We start from the raw sequence: 15760 nt of genomic DNA, 5'->3' as shown, positions 1-15760 counted from the left end.
TGCTGTTGCGCAGGTCACAGGCCAGTCCTACCGTCGTGATGCATCAGCGGCTTGATTCCGTCCTGCGGAGTGCGGAGGAACGCCATGGCCACCGCAGCACCCACCGGCATCGAGGTCCGTGGCGAGCGCCAGGAGGGCTTCGACTGCGTGCTCACCGACGAGGCACTGGGCCTGCTGGCCGACCTGCACCGCCGGTTCAACCCCCGACGACGCGAGCTGCTCGAGGCCCGCCAGCGCCGCCAGGCCGACCTGGACGCCGGTGGCACGCTGGACTTCCTGGCCGAGACCGCCGACGTCCGCAGCGACGACAGCTGGTCGGTGGCGCCGCCGGCGCCGGGGCTGGTGGACCGGCGGGCCGAGATCACCGGCCCCACCGACGCCAAGATGACCATCAACGCGCTGAACTCCGGCGCCAAGGTGTGGCTGGCCGACTTCGAGGACGCCAACACGCCGCTGTGGCCGAACATGGTGCAGGGCCAGCTGAACCTGCGGGCGGCGCTGGACCGCACCATCGACTTCACCGCCGAGGGCGGCAAGAGCTACGCGCTGCGCCCGGCGGAGGAGCTGGCCACCATCGTGGTGCGTCCGCGCGGGTGGCACCTGCCGGAGAAGCACGTGCTGGTGGACGGGGAGGAGGTCTCCGGCTCGCTGTTCGACTTCACGCTGTACCTGGTGACCAGTGGCCGCAAGCAGGTCGAGCTGGGCCAGGGCCCCTACTACTACCTGCCCAAGATGGAGAGCCACCTCGAGGCTCGGCTGTGGAACGACGTCTTCCTGCACGCCCAGCAGGCCCTCGGCATCCCGCGCGGCACCATCCGAGCCACCGTGCTCATCGAGACGCTGCCCGCGGCGTTCGAGATGGAGGAGATCCTGCACGAGCTGCGCGAGCACTCCGCCGGCTGCAACGCCGGACGTTGGGACTACCTGTTCAGCACCATCAAGTGCTTCGCCCACCGCGGCGCCGACTTCGTGCTGCCCGACCGCAACTCGGTGACCATGACCGCGCCGTTCATGCGGGCCTACACCGAGCTGCTGGTGCGCACCTGCCACAAGCGCGGCGCGCACGCCATCGGCGGCATGGCCGCGTTCATCCCCTCCCGCCGCGACGAGGAGGTGAACGCCAACGCCACCAGGAAGGTCACCGAGGACAAGACCCGGGAGGCTCGGGCGGGCTTCGACGGCTCCTGGGTGGCACACCCGGACATGGTGGGGCTGTGCACCGAGGTGTTCACCGAGGTCCTCGGCGAGCGGCCCCACCAGCTGGAGAACACGCGGGAGGACGTGCACGTCACCGCCGAGCAGCTGCTGGACGTGCGCTCCACCCCGGGCGAGGCCACCGAGGAGGGGCTGCGCAACGACATCAGCGTGGGCATCCAGTACCTCTCGGCGTGGCTGCGAGGGCAGGGCGCGGTGGGGATCTTCAACCTGATGGAGGACGCCGCCACCGCGGAGATCGCCCGCACCCAGGTGTGGCAGTGGCTGCACAACGACGTGGTGCTCTCCAGCGGCGCCAAGGTGACCACCGAGCTGGTGCAGCAGCTGGTGGACGAGGAGCTGGCCAAGATCGAGCAGGCCGTGGGCGAGGACGCCTACCAGCAGGGCGGCTACGAGCAGGGCCGCGCGCTGTTCACCGAGATGGCGCTGAGCAGCGACCTCTCGGAGTTCCTCACCCTGCCCGCCTACGCCCGGATGCCGTGAGCAGCCATGACCACCGAGGTGGAGCAGGCACCGGTGCCGCCCGAGCACCCACCGGTGGACGTGGACGTGCTGGCGCAGCGCCTGCGCGCGGGGCTGGGCGAGAAGGGCGTGCTCACCGACCCCACCCGGCTGAGCACCTACCAGTGCGACGGGCTGGCGCACTACCGCGTCACCCCCGCGGTGGTGGCGCTGCCGACCGACGCCGCCCAGGTCCAGCACTGCGTGCGGGTGTGCGTGGAGCTGGGCGTGCCGTTCGTGGCCCGGGGCTCGGGCACCGGGCTCTCCGGCGGGGCGCTGCCGCGGGCGGACGGGGTCCTCATCGTCACCTCGCAGATGCGCCGCATCCTGGAGATCGACGTGGACAACGAGCTGGCCGTGGTGGAGCCCGGGGTGATCAACCTCGACGTCAGCCGAGCCACCGGTCCGCTGGGCTGGTACTTCGCCCCTGATCCGTCCAGCCAGCAGGTGTGCTCGGTGGGCGGCAACGTGGCGGAGAACTCCGGCGGGGCGCACTGCCTGAAGTACGGCTTCACCACCAACCACGTGCTCGGGGTGGAGGTGGTCACCCCGGACGGCGAGCTGCTCATGCTGGGCGGGCGCAGCCGCGACTGCCCCGGCTACGACCTGCGCGGGGTGTTCGTCGGCAGCGAGGGCACCCTCGGCATCGCCACCAAGCTGGTGGTGCGGCTGCTGCGGACGCCGGAGACGGTCCGCACCCTGCTGGCGGGATTTCCCTCCACCGACGCCGCCGGGGCCGCGGTGTCGGCGATCATCAGCGCCGGGGTGGTGCCCGCGGCGATCGAGATGATGGACGCCCTCGCCATCGAGGCCGCCGAGGCGGCGGTGCACTGCCGCTACCCCGACGGTGCGGGTGCGGTGCTGGTGGTGGAGCTGGACGGTCCGGCCGCGGAGGTCGAGCACACCTTCGCCGCGGTGCAGCAGCACTGCCAGGACAACGGGTCGTTCGAGATCCGGGTGGCCGCCGACGACGTCGAGCGCGCCCTCATCTGGCGGGGCCGCAAGTCCGCCTTCGCCGCGGTGGGCCGCATCAGCCCCGACTACATCGTGCAGGACGGCGTCATCCCCCGAACCGCGCTGGCGGAGGTGCTCACCGCCATGCGCGAGCTGGCCGAAAGTGCGGGCGTGCGGGTGGCCAACGTCTTCCACGCCGGCGACGGCAACCTGCACCCGCTGGTGCTCTTCGACGCCGCCAAGCCCGGCGAGGCCGAGCGTGCCGAGGAGGTCAGCGGCGGCATCCTGGACCTCTGCCTGCACCACGGCGGGTCGATCACCGGCGAGCACGGAGTGGGCGCCGACAAGGCCAAGCACATGCCCAAGATGTTCACCGCCGCCGACCTGGACACCATGCAGCGGGTGCGGTGCGCCTTCGACCCGCAGGCGCTGAGCAACCCGGGCAAGGTCTTTCCCACCCCCCGGCTGTGCGGGGAGGTGCCCGGGCGCCGCACGCGGGCGCACCCGTTGGTGGAGGCAGGGATCGCCGATGTCTTCTAGCGACGTCTCCAGCGCCGGCCCCTCGGCCGCCACCGACCCCGAGCGGCTGGCCGAGGCACTGGTCGCCGCGGTGGGCGCGGAGCACGTGCGCCCCGGCGGAGCGCTCGGCCACGGGCTGACCGCTCGCCCGGCCGACACCGACGAGGTGGCCGCCGTGCTGCGCGCCGCCGGGCAGGCCCACGCCACCGTGCTGCCGGTGGGTGGGGCCAGCACCGTGGACTGGCTGTCCGGCCCACCGGTGGACGTGCACCTGGAGCTGGGTCGGATGGACGCCGTGCTCGAGCACGCCGCGGGCGACCTGGTGGTGCACGTGCAGGCCGGCGCGCGGCTGACCGACCTGCAGGCCGCCCTGGCCCCGCACGGACAGCGGCTGGCGGTGAGCTCACCGCTGCCCACCAGCACCATCGGCGGGCTGGTGGCCGCCGACCTCTCCGGCCCGGAGCGCTACCAGCACGGCACCGTCCGCGACCTGATGCTGGGCACCACCACCGTGGCCGGGGACGCCACCGTCGCCCGCTCCGGCGGCAAGGTGGTCAAGAACGTCGCCGGCTACGACCTGGGCAAGCTCTACACCGGCTCCCGCGGCACCCTCGGCGTGCTCACCGACGCCTGGTTCCGGCTGCGCCCGCTGCCCGAGGCGGTGTGCTGGGTGAGCACCCCGGCGCCGGGCAGCATCGCCGCGGCGGCCGCGCTGGCCGCGGTGCGCGGCTCGCAGGTCAGCCCCACCGCGCTGCAGCTGCACCGCGACCCCGACGGCGCCACCACCGTGGCGGTGCAGCTGGAGGGGGTGGCCGCAGGGCTGGCCGCCCGCGCCGAGACCGTCGCCCAGCTGCTCGGCGTCCGCTCCGTCGTCGCCGACACCCCTCCCCCGGGCTGGGGCGCCCTGCCGGACGGTGAGGTGCTGCTCAAGCTGGCCCACCCGCCCACGGCCCTGCCCGCCGTGCTCGACGCCCTGGCCGCGCCGGGACTGGCCCACCAGGTGCGCGGGTCGGTCGGGGTGGGGGTGCTCAAGGTGGGCTGCACGGGGGCCGACGCACCGGTGCTGCTGGACGCCGCCCGCGCGTCGTGCACCGCCGTGGAGGGCTCCGCCCTGGTGCTGCGCGCGCCAGCCGGGCACCAGCTGGACGTGTGGGGCCCGCTGGAGCCGGCGCTGCTGCGGCTGATGCACCGGGTGAAGAACGAGCTCGACCCCAGCCACACCCTCGCGCCCGGACGGGGACCAGGAGGTACCTGATGGCCGAGAACGTGTCCCTCGGTGTGCCGGTGGTGGGCTACCAGCCCACCAGCCCGCCTCAGGACGCCCAGCCCACCTCCGCCTTCGACGGCCACCACCCGCCCTCGGAGGCGCTCGTCGGCGACTGCGTGCACTGTGGCTTCTGCCTGCCCTCCTGCCCCACGTACACCCTCTGGGGCGAGGAGATGGACTCCCCGCGCGGCCGCATCCACCTGATGAAGACCGGGCTGGAGGGCGAGCCGATGACCCCGGCGCGGGTGCAGCACTTCGACGCCTGCCTGGGCTGCATGGCCTGCGTCAGCGCGTGCCCCTCCGGGGTGCAGTACGACAAGCTGATCGGGGCGGTCCGTCCGCAGGTGGAGCGGCGGCACACCCGGCCGTGGCGGGACCGGCTGCTGCGCGGGCTGATCTTCCGCACCTTCCCCTACCCGCGCCGGCTGCGGCTGCTGCGCGGGCCGCTGCGCGCCTACCAGCGCAGCGGGCTGTCCCCGGTGCTGCGCCGCTCCGGGCTGCTGGACCGGGTCTCGCCGTCGCTGCGGGTGATGGAGTCGCTGGCCCCACCCCTGGCCCCGATGGAGCGAATTCCGGAGGTGACCCCCGCGGTGGGACCGCGGCGGGCGGTGGTCGGCATGCTCACCGGCTGCGTACAGAGCGTGTTCTTCCCCGACGTCAACGCCGCCACCGCCCGGGTGCTGGCCGCGGAGGGGTGCGAGGTGCACACGCCCGCCCGGCAGAAGTGCTGCGGAGCGCTGAGCGAGCACCTGGGCCGGGAGGAGGAGGGCCTGCGGTTCGCCCGCGCGCTCATCGAGACGTTCCTGGCCGCAGAGGTGACCCACGTGGTGGTCAACGCCGCCGGCTGCGGCTCGCAGATGAAGGACTACGCCCACCTGCTGCGCGACGACCCCCGCTACGCCGAGCGGGCCGCGCTGCTCAGCGACCAGGTCCGCGACGTCTCCGAGCTGCTCGCGGAGCTGGGCACCGTGGCTCCGCGCCACCGCCTGGACCTGTCGGTGGCCTACCACGACGCCTGCCACCTGGCCCACGCCCAGGGCGTCCGCACGCAGCCCCGCACGCTGCTGCGCGAGATCCCGGGGGTGGAGGTCCGCGAGATCGCCGACGGCACCACCTGCTGCGGCTCCGCCGGCGTCTACAACGTCCTCCACCCGGCCACGGCCGACGAGCTCGGCGACCGCAAGGCCGCCACCGTCCTCGCCACCGGGGCGCAGCTGCTGGTGACGGCCAACCCCGGCTGCCTCATGCAGATCGCCACCGCCGCCGAGCGGGCCGGGCACTCGCTAGCGGTGGCGCACACCGTGCAGGTGCTCGACGCCGCCATCCGCGGGCTGCCCGCCGCCACGCTCACCCAGCGCCAGCCCCAGCATCTGAGCTGCCCTGAAAAGTGACTTTCCTTGTTGGCAAGCGAACCCTAGACTTGCCGACATGGAAAACGACTTCGCCCCGGCGGGAGCACTCACGCCAGCCCAGGCACGCCAGGCGCTGGATGGCCTGGACGTGGACGGCGCCCGGCTGGCCGAGCAGATGGTGACGCCCTGGTGGTACCACCCCAGCCTCGGCCTCGTCGTGGCGCTCATCGTCGGCGCGCAGGCACTGCCAGGATCAGCAGCCGTCGTGCTGGTGGCCCTCGGCGTCATCGCGATCCCGGTCCTCACCACGACGTACCGGCGGCGCTACGGCATCTCCACCACCCAGCCTGCCGGCCCGCGAAGCCGTCGCCTGCTGTTCCTGACGGCCGGGATCTTCCTGCTGGCCATGGTGGCCTCCACCTTCGGCAAGCTCGCCGGCCTCGCCTCAGGGTGGGCGCTGCTGCCCGCCGTCCTGGCCCTCGTCACCACCGTGGTGCTCGGGCGCCGCTACGACGACGTCCTCCGCAGCGAGCTGGCCCGCACCACTGCCGAGCGGGCATGAGCGACCGCACCTCCCCCGCGTTCAACGAGGTCATCCACTCGCCCGCACGCCTGCGGGTCTGTGGCCTGCTGCGGTGGGTGTCCGAGCTGGAGTTCGCCGTCGTCCGGGACACCCTCGGGCTCAGTGACGCCACCCTGTCCAAGAACCTCAGGGTGCTCGCCGAGGCGGGATTCGTGACGATGCGCAAGGAGCGCTCCCCCGTGCGCGCGGACTCCCGCAGGCTCACCTGGGTGGCGCTCACGCCCGCCGGACGCAGTGCCCTCGAGGCCCACCTGGCCGCGCTCGCCCAGATCGCCGACGGCCTGTCCTAGGGGTGGAGCCGCTCCGGCCGCAGCAGCTGCAGCGCCAGCTCGGGCAGGGCCGGGTCGGCGGCGTCGAGCCAGTGCACCCGCTGGTCGCGGCGGAACCACGAGCGCTGCCGGCGCACGAAGCGGCGGGTGCCGGCGGCGGTGGCCCGCTGCGCCTCGGCCAGGTCGTGCTCGCCGTCGAGGGCGGCCAGCACCTGGGAGTAGCCCAGCGCCCGGCGCGCGGTGACGCCCTCGCGCAGCCCGTGCTCCAGCAGCTGGTGGACCTCCGCCACCAGGCCCTGGGTGAACATGGTCGCGGTGCGCGCCTCGATGCGGGCGTCCAGCTCGGCGGTGTCGCGGTCCAGACCGATCAGCACGGTGTTCCAGCGCGGGGTGCCCACCTCCGGCCGGGAGGCGCTGAAGGGCTGTCCGGTCAGCTCCACCACCTCCAGCGCCCGCACGATGCGCCGACCGTCGGAGGGCAGCAGCTTGCGGGCCGCCTCGGCGTCCACCCGGGCCAGCTCCTGGTGCAGCTCAAGCGGTCCGCTCACCGCCAGCTCGGCCTCCCAGCGGGCACGCACCGCCGGGTCGGTGGCGGGGAAGGTGAGCTCGTCCAGCAGCGCCTGCACGTACAGCCCCGAGCCGCCGACGATCACCGGCACGGCACCGCGTCCTTGGATCGCCTCCACGTCGGCGCGCGCGGTGCGCTGGTAGTGCGCGACGCTGGCGGTCTCGGTCACCTCCAGCACGTCCAGCTGGTGGTGGACGATGCCGCGGCGCTGCTCCGGCGGGGTCTTGGCGGTGCCGATGTCCATGCCGCGGTACAGCTGCAGGGCGTCGGCGTTGACCACCTCCCCGCCGAGCTCCTCGGCCAGCTGCAGGGCCAGCTCGGACTTGCCGGTGGCGGTGGGCCCCACGATGGCCACCGGCCGGGGCACCGCCGAGCCTGGGCTCAGCGCTGCCACGTCGCCACCTGGTAGCCCACGCCGTAGGGCGCCCCGCGGTAGAGGGTCTCGGTGCGCCAGCCGTCCCCGGCGGCCGCGGCCGCCGCTGCGGCGACCTGCCAGGGCACCCGACCACTCGCGCCGAGCTCCGCGCACAGCTGCGCGTCCAGCGCGGCGAGGGCGCCGCAGTCGGCGGTGGCCAGCGCGTGGTCGAGCTCGGCCTGCAGGGCGGCGGCGCGCTCGTCGAGCGCGCCCGGCGCCTTCTCGGTGAGGGTGGTGCAGCCGTCGCCGAGCACCAGCAGTCCCTGCGGGCGCGGGTCCTGGGCCAGCTCGGCGGCCAGTGCCCGGCCTTGCTCGGCGCACTCCTGCGGCGAGGCGTCCGCGGCGGTCAGGCGCACGTCCACGCTGGCCTCTGCCGCCACCTGTCCGCGCAGCCAGCCGGCCACCAGCGCGGGCAGCGGGAGGTCGCCGGGAAGCTCTGTCGACGAGGTCTCAGTGCCTGCGCCGAGGGCCACGGTCACGTCCGCGCCGTAGCCGTGCCACGAGCCGGTCGTCGGGGGGCCCAGCCGACACGAGGTGTCGTGCACGCCAACGGAAGTCCACGGCGAGGCCAGGTCGGTGAGCACCCGGGTGGCGCGGAGGCAGGCCGTGCGAAGGTCGTCGGTCTCGGCCGCGGCGCCGCCGGCCAGCTCGGGAACCAGCAGCGGAGGAACAGGCACGAGCACCACTGCGGTCAGCACGGGGGCCGAGGGTAGTGCACCGTCAGGGCGCTGCTTGGTTCTCACCGGGGCCATTACCTGTTTCAATGGCCACAGCACTCGGCGAACCGGCCGGGTGCACGAGCACGTGGGCAGCCGTGACGCGCGGCAGGACGAGGCAGGCCAATGACCGAGAACCCAGCATCCCCCGAGCAGGCGACCACCCCCGGCGACTCTCCCCGCCCCGCCGGCCCCAAGCCCGGGATGCCCAAGCCGGGCGGTCCGCGCCCGGGTCCCCGGCCCTCCGCCGCCCCCGCCCCGACCACGCCGGCCACGCCGCGCGCGGTCGCTCCCGCTGCCAGCGCCAGCCGCTTCGGCCGGGTGGACGACGACGGTGGGGTGTGGCTGCGCACCAAGGACGGCGAGCGACAGGTCGGGTCCTGGCAGGCCGGTGAGCCCGCCGAGGGCCTGGCCCACTTCGCCCGCCGCTTCGACGACCTCGCCACTGAGGTGGTGCTGCTGGAGAAGCGGCTGGAGGCCGGCACCGGCGACGCCAAGCACACCCAGCAGGCGGTGCGGGCACTGCTGGAGACCCTGCCCACCGCCGCGGTGGTCGGCGACGTCGAGAGCCTGCAGGCCCGCCTGGAGGCGCTGCTGACGGTCACCGACGAGAAGGCCGCCGCGGACCGCAGCCGCAAGGAGGCCGCCCGCGCCGCCCAGGCCGCGCGCAAGGAGGCCCTGGCCGCCGAGGCCGAGCAGATCGGGGCGGAGAGCACCCAGTGGAAGGCGAGCGGCGACCGGCTGCGCGCCATCCTCGAGGAGTGGAAGACCATCCGCGGGCTCGACCGCAAGTCCGACGACGCGCTGTGGAAGCGCTACTCCAAGGCCCGGGAGGCGTTCAACCGTCGGCGCGGCGCGCACTTCGCCGAGCTCGACCGCGACCGGGCGGGTGCCCGCTCCCGCAAGGAGGAGCTGGTGGTGGAGGCCGAGTCGCTGTCCGGCTCCACCGACTGGGGCCCCACCGCGGGCCGCTTCCGCGACCTGATGGCGGAGTGGAAGGGCACCGGCCGCGCTCCCCGCGAGGCCGAGGATGCGCTGTGGCAGCGGTTCAAGGCCGCGCAGGACGTGTTCTTCGCCGCCCGCAACGCCGCTGCGGCCGAGCGCGACGAGGAGTTCACCGCCAACGCGGTGGCCAAGGAAGAGCTGCTGGTCGCGGCGGAGCAGCTCGACCCGGCCACCGACCTGGAGGGGGCGCGCAACGCGCTGCGCTCGCTGCAGGAGCGCTGGGACGACATCGGCAAGGTGCCGCGCGACCGCATGCAGGAGCTCGAGGGCCGGATGCGCGCGGTGGAGCAGCGCGTGCGCGAGGCCACCGACAAGCAGTGGCAGCGCACCGACCCCGAGGCCCAGGCCCGGGCGGCGCAGTTCCACGAGCGGGCCACCCACCTGGAGGAGCAGGCCGCCAAGGCCCGCGCCGCGGGCAAGGTCAAGCGGGCCGAGGAGGCCGAGGCGCAGGCGGCGCAGTGGCGCGAGTGGGCGCAGACCGCGGAGCAGGCGCTCCAGTAACCAGCACGGAGCAGGCGCTCCAGTAACCAGCACGGAGCAGGCGCTCCAGCAACCAGCACCACAGCACGGGAGCCGGTCACCGCATCGCGGTGACCGGCTCCCGTGGTTCTGCCGACTAGTTGTTGGGGATGGGCCGTCCGTGGGTGAGCTCCACCCGGGTCCAGACGATGCGCAGCCACTGGAAGGTCAGCACCGCCACCGCGGCCCAGGCCAGGAACAGACCCACGCCGGGTCCGCCACCGGTGCTGTCCACCGCCAGCGTCTGGCGGGACCACACCGCGAGCAGGCCCAGGAAGGACACGAAGCCGCTGCCCAGGGTGGCCACCCAGGCCAGCACCCAGCGCCGGGCCAGCAGCGCCGCGGCGGAGGCGATCACCACGAAGACCAGGCCGCCGGCGAACAGCCGCAGCGGCAGGATCACGCCCTCGGCCACCGCGGTGTCGTCGTGCACCAGCACGTCCCAGCCGGTGGCGGTGCCCGCCTGCGGCAGGATCATCGACAGGATCCCGGCGAGCACCGCGACCGCGATGACGATGCCGCGCAGGCCCGGCTCGATGGTGCCGGTCACCCGCCGCTCCACCGAGTCGACCTCGTCCCGGATGCCGAGCAGCTCCTCGTCGGTGAGCTCTCGGCGACGGTTGTCGTCCACACTTCCTCCAGAGATCAGCGCAGCGCAGCGCAGAAGATCAGCGCAGACCAGTGTCCTCGTCCGGTCAGACGCGTGCAGCCCTGGGTACCGGCAGGCCCAGCAGGACGCCGGGGGTCGCGGTGCCGGGGGTCTGCGGCGCCCGCGCGGCCGCGGCGTTGTCCCCGGCCCGGGTCCGCCGGTGCGACAACGGGTCACCGTCGGCCACCAGGTGGAACGGGGCGGCGTAGGTCACCACCGTCTCCACCACGTCGCCAGGGCGGATCTCGGCCCCACCGGTGGCGAAGTGCACGAGCCGACCGTCGCGGGCCCGGCCGCTGAGCCGGGCGGTGCTGGCGTCCTTGCGGCCCTCGCCCGAGGCCACCAGCAGCTCCACGCGAGTACCGATGAGGTCACGGTTGGCCTGCAGCGAGATCTCCTCCTGCAGCGCGGTCAGCCGGCCGTAGCGCTCGGTCACCACCTCCTTGGGCACCTGCTCGCCCATGGTGGCCGCCGGGGTCCCCGGACGCGGGGAGTACTGGAAGGTGAAGGCGCTGGCGAACCGGGAGCGGCGCACCACCTCCAGGGTGTCCTGGAAGTCCTGCTCGGTCTCGCCGGGGAAGCCCACGATGATGTCGGTGGTGATGGCCGCGTGCGGCATCAGCTCCCGCACCCGGTCGATGATGCCCAGGTAGCGCTCGCTGCGGTAGGAGCGGCGCATGGCCTTGAGGATGCGGTCGGAGCCGGACTGCAGCGGCATGTGCAGCTGCGGGCACACGTTCGGCGTCTCGGCCATCGCGTGGATGACGTCCTCGGTGAAGTCGCGGGGGTGCGGGGAGGTGAAGCGCACCCGCTCCAGGCCGTCGACCTGCCCGCAGGCTCGCAGCAGGTCGGCGAAGGCGCTGCGCTCGCCGAAGGACACCCCGTAGGCGTTGACGTTCTGCCCAAGCAGGGTGACCTCCAGCACCCCCTGCTCCACCAGGGCGCGCACCTCGGCGAGCACGTCGCCGGGACGGCGGTCCACCTCGGTGCCGCGCAGCGAGGGCACGATGCAGAAGGTGCAGGTGTTGTTGCAGCCCACCGAGATGGACACCCAGCCGGAGTAGGCGGAGTCCCGCTTGGCCGGCAGCGCGGACGGGAAGACGTCGAGGGACTCCAGGATCTCCACCTGGGCCTGCTCGTTGTGCCGAGCGCGCTCCAGCAGGGCGGGCAGCGAGCCGATGTTGTGGGTGCCGAACACCACGTCCACCCAGGGCGCGCGGTTGACGATGCCCTCGCGGTCCTTCTGGGCCAGGCAGCCGCCGACGGCGATCTGCATGCCCGGGTGCGCGGCCTTGGTGGAGGCGAGGTGGCCGAGGTTGCCGTAGAGCTTGTTGTCGGCGTTCTCCCGCACCGCGCACGTGTTGAGCACCACTACGTCAGCCTGCTCACCCGGGTCGGCGGCGGTGTAGCCGGCGGCCTCCAGCATCCCGGCGAGGCGCTCGGAGTCGTGCACGTTCATCTGGCAGCCGTAGGTGCGCACCTGGTAGCTGCGCCCCTGCCCCTGGGCCGGCATCGCTTGTGCCGCTGACGCTTCCATGGACAGCGCTGAGTGCGCGGCTGACCCGGCCGATCCTGTCACTGCGTGTTCCACACCGGCCAGGCTACGGCCCGCGGTGGCGTGCACCGCGCGGGCGGCGACCCCCTCGTGCTCGTGTGAACGTTGCATAACGCCTTACCTGACACAGCTGCGGTGGGCGACTCGGCGCCTCCCGCTGCGGTACCTTCCCCGCCATGACCAACGCGCACGCCACCCAGGACGCGTCCAGCGATCAGAGCGGCACCGCTGTGCCTCTCGGCAAGTCGTCGGACCAGCCCGCCCGCCGCGGGTCCACCGGGGCGCCGCTGGTGGTGATGAGCGAGGTCAACAAGCACTTCGGCGACCTGCACGTGCTCAAGGACGTCAACCTCACCGTGCACACCGGTGAGGTCGTGGTGGTGATCGGCCCGTCCGGTTCGGGCAAGTCCACCTTGTGCCGCACCATCAACCGGCTGGAGACCATCGACAGCGGCACCATCACCGTCGACGGCGTGCCGCTGCCCGACGAGGGCAAGGCGCTCGCCGCCCTGCGCTCCGACGTCGGCATGGTGTTCCAGTCGTTCAACCTCTTCGCCCACAAGACGGTCCTGGACAACGTCACGCTCGGGCCGATCAAGGTGCGCAAGCTGAGCAAGCAGAAGGCCAACGAGCGGGGCCGCGAGCTGCTCGCCCGGGTGGGCATCGCCGAGCAGGCCGACAAGATGCCCGCGCAGCTCTCCGGTGGTCAGCAGCAGCGAGTGGCCATCGCCCGGGCCCTGGCCATGGACCCCAAGGTGATCCTGTTCGACGAGCCGACCTCGGCGCTGGACCCGGAGATGATCAACGAGGTCCTCGACGTGATGACGTCGCTGGCCAGGGACGGGATGACGATGGTGGTGGTGACCCACGAGATGGGCTTCGCCCGTCGGGCCGCCGACCGCGTGCTGTTCATGGCCGACGGCCAGGTGGTGGAGGACGCCGCTCCCGACGTCTTCTTCGACTCCCCCAGCTCCGACCGCGCCAAGGACTTCCTGAGCAAGATCATCAGCCACTGACCGAAGGCCCAGCCGGCCTCCGCACCCCAGACCGCCACCAGGACCCCTGGCGAGCGACACCCACCGCGAATCGCGGACGAGCAGAAACGGGAACACCATGCGACGTCGAGTGATCAAGGCAGCGGCAGGTGCCACGCTGCTCACCCTGGTGATGACTGCCTGCGGCAGCAGCAGCAGTGACGAGAGCGCGGCGCCGGTGGCCGACAAGCCCACCTTCGCCGAGGGCACCACCATGGCGAGCGTGGCCAGCTCGGGCAAGCTGCGGGTCGGCATCAAGTTCGACCAGCCCGGCTTCGGCAAGCAGGGGCTGTCGGGCAAGTACGAGGGCTTCGACGTGCAGATGGCGCAGATCGTCGCCGCCGGGCTGGGCCTGCAGCCCGACGCCATCGAGTTCACCGAGGCTCCGTCGGCCCGCCGCGAGGAGCTCATCGAGACCAAGAAGGTCGACATGGTGGTGGCCACGTACACCATCAACGACAAGCGCAAGGAGCGCGTCTCCTTCGCGGGCCCGTACTACGTCGCCGGCCAGCAGCTGATGGTGGACAAGGACGACACCACGATCACCGGCCCGGACTCGCTGAAGACCAACCCCGACGCCAAGGTTTGCTCGGTCACCGGCTCCACCCCTGGCGAGAACATCAAGAAGTACGTGGCCAACCCCAACCAGGTGGTCCTCTTCGACGTGTACTCCAAGTGCGCCGACGCTCTCCGCACCGGCCAGGTGCAGGCTGTCACCACCGACAACGTCATCCTGCTGGGCTTCGTCGCCGGCGCCAAGGACGACTTCAAGCTCACCGGTGAGCAGTTCACCCAGGAGCCCTACGGCATCGGCATCGCCAAGGGCGACGTCCCGTTCTGCCAGTTCATCCACGAGCAGCTGACCAAGGCCAAGGAGTCCGGCGCCTACGAGAAGGCGTGGAAGGACACCGCCGGCGAGGTCGAGGGCGCCCAGACCCCCGAGCTGCCCGCGCTGGCCGCCTGCAGCTAGCTGGTCGTCTCGGTGCGGGCCGCTCGCACGTGGCCCGCACCGAGGCTCTCCCCCTGCTCCTGATGACCAGCTCCGCACCGCCTGGAGGCACCCGCGCGTGAACGCGATCACCGACAACCTCGACCTGTACTGGTCGGGGCTGCAGAAGTCGTTCCTGATCTGCATGCTCGCCATGGTCGGCTCGTTGGTGCTCGGCACCGTGCTGGCGTCCTTCCGGGTCTCCCCGGTTCCCACGCTGCGCTGGTTCGGCACCGCCTACGTCACCATCTTCCGCAACACCCCGCTGACCGTGGTGCTGTTCTTCATCGCCTTCGGCATGCCCGAGCTGGGCGTGAACGCCAGCTACTTCACCTTCGGCCTCATCGGCCTGGTGCTCTACACCTCGGCGTTCGTCTGCGAGGCGGTGCGCAGCGGTGTGAACTCCGTGCCGCCGGGGCAGGCCGAGGCTGCCCGCTCCATCGGGCTGGGCTTCAGCCAGGTGCTGGCGCTGGTGGTGCTGCCCCAGGCACTGCGCAGCGTGGTGCCTCCGCTGGGCAGCGTCATCATCGCGATGTTCAAGAACTCGGCCGTGGTCGGTGCCCTCGGCGTCGCCGGTGACCTGTGGAGCGTGGGCGCCAGCCTGACCAGCGCCCAGGGTTACGCGGCGCTGCCGGTGTTCGTCGGTGTCGCCATCGGCTACCTCATCATCACCATTCCCTCCGGCGTGCTGCTGCAGGTCCTCGAGCGCAAGGTGGCGATCGCCCGATGAGCAAGCTCCTGAGTCGTACCGCGCCCACCGGCAGCGCGGTCCTCTTCGACGTCCCCGGGCCCCGCACCCGGCGCCGCGTGCTGATCTTCAGCGTGCTGGCCGCCGTCGCCATCGCGGCGCTGCTGGCGCTGGCGGGGCTGCGGCTGGCCGACAACGGCCAGTTCGAGTCCGACAAGTGGGCCCCGCTGCTCGACCCCACCAACGCCGACTTCCCCGACGTGTGGAACTTGCTCGGTCAGGGCCTGGCCAACACCCTGAAGGCCGCCGCGCTGGCCATCGTGCTGTCGCTGGTGGTGGGCACCATCATCGGCGTGGCCCGGCTGTCAGCCGGCAAGGTCACCCGCATCCCGCTGATCGCGCTGGTGGAGCTGTTCCGCGGCCTGCCGGTGATCATCACGATCTACCTCACCTCCAAGCTGCTGCCCGAGATCGGCCTGGACGTGTCCTCCTGGCCCGGCGGTGAGCTGCTGTGGTTCCTGGTGATCGGCCTGACGGCCTACAACGCGGTGATCTTCGCCGAGATCATCCGCTCCGGCGTGGTGTCGCTGCCCAAGGGCCAGCGCGAGGCGGCCGAGGCGATCGGGCTGACCAACGGCCAGACGCTGCGGCTGGTGCTGCTGCCCCAGGCGTTCCGGGTGATGCTGCCGGCGCTGATCAGCCAGGTGGTGGTGGTGCTCAAGGACACCTCGCTCATCGCGGTGCTGGGCGGCTACATCGAGCTGCTCAAGCAGGGCGGGCTGCTGATCCAGAACCTGAACAACCCGCTGCAGACCTACCTGGTGATCGGCGTCATGTTCATCCTCATCAACTACGCGCTGAGCAAGCTGGCCGAGCTGGTGCAGCGCCGGGTGTCCCGCACCACCAGCACCACCCCCGAGGCCGCACCCGCTGGCGCCGACGCCTGACCCTGGCTCAGCGGGC

General features: G+C 72.5%; 15 protein-coding genes. 11 read left to right on the top strand and 4 right to left on the bottom strand.

The window, feature by feature from the left end; genetic code table 11:
• Positions 1-84 precede the first annotated feature (84 nt).
• Genes aceB through ELX43_RS05135 form a run of 6 tightly spaced genes read left to right on the top strand, consistent with a single transcriptional unit; the run spans position 85 to position 6681 of the window.
• Positions 85-1698: a malate synthase A gene (gene aceB / locus ELX43_RS05160; RefSeq protein WP_127782432.1), complete on the top strand. Its 1614-nt coding sequence runs from the start codon at positions 85-87 to the stop codon at positions 1696-1698.
• Positions 1699-1704: 6 nt separating this feature from the next.
• A complete protein-coding gene (locus ELX43_RS05155) occupies positions 1705-3210 on the top strand; it encodes an FAD-linked oxidase C-terminal domain-containing protein (protein ID WP_127782431.1) in 1506 nt (501 codons plus the stop codon).
• Entirely contained in the window at positions 3200-4444 is a 1245-nt protein-coding gene (locus ELX43_RS05150; RefSeq protein WP_127782430.1) for an FAD-binding oxidoreductase, read from the top strand. The genes ELX43_RS05155 and ELX43_RS05150 overlap by 11 nt, the downstream gene beginning before the upstream one ends.
• Positions 4444-5847, top strand: coding sequence for a heterodisulfide reductase-related iron-sulfur binding cluster (locus tag ELX43_RS05145; protein ID WP_127782429.1), 1404 nt, complete (start codon positions 4444-4446; stop codon positions 5845-5847). Before ELX43_RS05150 ends, ELX43_RS05145 begins: the two co-directional genes overlap by 1 nt.
• Positions 5848-5884: 37 nt before the next feature.
• On the top strand, positions 5885-6370 hold the full coding sequence (locus ELX43_RS05140) for a hypothetical protein (protein WP_127782428.1): 486 nt from the start codon (positions 5885-5887) through the stop codon (positions 6368-6370).
• The gene (locus tag ELX43_RS05135) at positions 6367-6681 is read left to right on the top strand and encodes a transcriptional regulator (protein WP_127782427.1); all 315 of its coding nucleotides are present in this window, start codon (positions 6367-6369) and stop codon (positions 6679-6681) included. Before ELX43_RS05140 ends, ELX43_RS05135 begins: the two co-directional genes overlap by 4 nt.
• On the opposite strand, the gene miaA is transcribed toward ELX43_RS05135, so the two are convergent.
• The gene (gene miaA, locus ELX43_RS05130; protein WP_241249794.1) at positions 6678-7622 is read right to left on the bottom strand and encodes a tRNA (adenosine(37)-N6)-dimethylallyltransferase MiaA; all 945 of its coding nucleotides are present in this window, start codon (positions 7620-7622) and stop codon (positions 6678-6680) included. The two genes, ELX43_RS05135 and miaA, sit on opposite strands and share 4 nt — an antisense overlap.
• A complete protein-coding gene (locus tag ELX43_RS05125) occupies positions 7610-8341 on the bottom strand; it encodes a hypothetical protein (RefSeq protein ID WP_127782426.1) in 732 nt (243 codons plus the stop codon). The genes miaA and ELX43_RS05125 overlap by 13 nt, the downstream gene beginning before the upstream one ends.
• Positions 8342-8485: 144 nt before the next feature.
• On the opposite strand from ELX43_RS05125, the gene ELX43_RS05120 reads away from it, so the two are divergent.
• Positions 8486-9865, top strand: a complete 1380-nt coding sequence (locus tag ELX43_RS05120) for a DUF349 domain-containing protein (RefSeq protein ID WP_127782425.1) — start codon at positions 8486-8488, stop codon at positions 9863-9865.
• A gap of 115 nt (positions 9866-9980) precedes the next feature.
• On the opposite strand, the gene ELX43_RS05115 is transcribed toward ELX43_RS05120, so the two are convergent.
• Both ELX43_RS05115 and miaB read right to left on the bottom strand, forming a co-directional pair.
• A complete protein-coding gene (locus ELX43_RS05115; protein ID WP_127782424.1) occupies positions 9981-10514 on the bottom strand; it encodes a hypothetical protein in 534 nt (177 codons plus the stop codon).
• A 64-nt stretch (positions 10515-10578) separates the two neighbouring features.
• Positions 10579-12045, bottom strand: a complete 1467-nt coding sequence (miaB, locus tag ELX43_RS05110; protein ID WP_241249793.1) for a tRNA (N6-isopentenyl adenosine(37)-C2)-methylthiotransferase MiaB — start codon at positions 12043-12045, stop codon at positions 10579-10581.
• A gap of 329 nt (positions 12046-12374) precedes the next feature.
• On the opposite strand from miaB, the gene ELX43_RS05105 reads away from it, so the two are divergent.
• From ELX43_RS05105 to ELX43_RS05090, 4 genes are all read left to right on the top strand, one after another.
• The gene (locus ELX43_RS05105; protein WP_206518192.1) at positions 12375-13103 is read left to right on the top strand and encodes an amino acid ABC transporter ATP-binding protein; all 729 of its coding nucleotides are present in this window, start codon (positions 12375-12377) and stop codon (positions 13101-13103) included.
• Between the two features lie 97 nt (positions 13104-13200).
• The gene (locus ELX43_RS05100; protein WP_127782421.1) at positions 13201-14091 is read left to right on the top strand and encodes a glutamate ABC transporter substrate-binding protein; all 891 of its coding nucleotides are present in this window, start codon (positions 13201-13203) and stop codon (positions 14089-14091) included.
• A 97-nt stretch (positions 14092-14188) separates the two neighbouring features.
• Entirely contained in the window at positions 14189-14839 is a 651-nt protein-coding gene (locus tag ELX43_RS05095; protein ID WP_127782420.1) for an amino acid ABC transporter permease, read from the top strand.
• Positions 14836-15744, top strand: a complete 909-nt coding sequence (locus tag ELX43_RS05090; protein ID WP_127782419.1) for an amino acid ABC transporter permease — start codon at positions 14836-14838, stop codon at positions 15742-15744. The genes ELX43_RS05095 and ELX43_RS05090 overlap by 4 nt, the downstream gene beginning before the upstream one ends.
• The last annotated feature ends 16 nt before the right edge of the window (positions 15745-15760 follow it).

It is taken from the genome of Rhodococcus sp. X156 (assembly GCF_004006015.1).
Classification (GTDB): Bacteria; Actinomycetota; Actinomycetes; order Mycobacteriales; family Mycobacteriaceae; genus X156.
The sequence above is the reverse complement of the archived record's forward strand: the minus strand, read 5'-3'. Positions and strand labels throughout refer to the sequence as shown.

Excerpts from the sequence above, each read along its gene's own strand:
- aceB (WP_127782432.1), top strand. The coding sequence starts at position 85 with ATGGCCACCGCAGCACCCACCGGCATCGAGGTCCGTGGCGAGCGCCAG.
- miaB (WP_241249793.1), bottom strand. The coding sequence starts at position 12,045 with ATGCCGGCCCAGGGGCAGGGGCGCAGCTACCAGGTGCGCACCTACGGC.
- ELX43_RS05100 (WP_127782421.1), top strand. The coding sequence starts at position 13,201 with ATGCGACGTCGAGTGATCAAGGCAGCGGCAGGTGCCACGCTGCTCACC.
- ELX43_RS05140 (WP_127782428.1), top strand. The coding sequence starts at position 5,885 with ATGGAAAACGACTTCGCCCCGGCGGGAGCACTCACGCCAGCCCAGGCA.
- ELX43_RS05090 (WP_127782419.1), top strand. The coding sequence starts at position 14,836 with ATGAGCAAGCTCCTGAGTCGTACCGCGCCCACCGGCAGCGCGGTCCTC.
- ELX43_RS05145 (WP_127782429.1), top strand. The coding sequence starts at position 4,444 with ATGGCCGAGAACGTGTCCCTCGGTGTGCCGGTGGTGGGCTACCAGCCC.
- ELX43_RS05155 (WP_127782431.1), top strand. The coding sequence starts at position 1,705 with ATGACCACCGAGGTGGAGCAGGCACCGGTGCCGCCCGAGCACCCACCG.
- ELX43_RS05135 (WP_127782427.1), top strand. The coding sequence starts at position 6,367 with ATGAGCGACCGCACCTCCCCCGCGTTCAACGAGGTCATCCACTCGCCC.
- ELX43_RS05150 (WP_127782430.1), top strand. The coding sequence starts at position 3,200 with ATGTCTTCTAGCGACGTCTCCAGCGCCGGCCCCTCGGCCGCCACCGAC.
- ELX43_RS05120 (WP_127782425.1), top strand. The coding sequence starts at position 8,486 with ATGACCGAGAACCCAGCATCCCCCGAGCAGGCGACCACCCCCGGCGAC.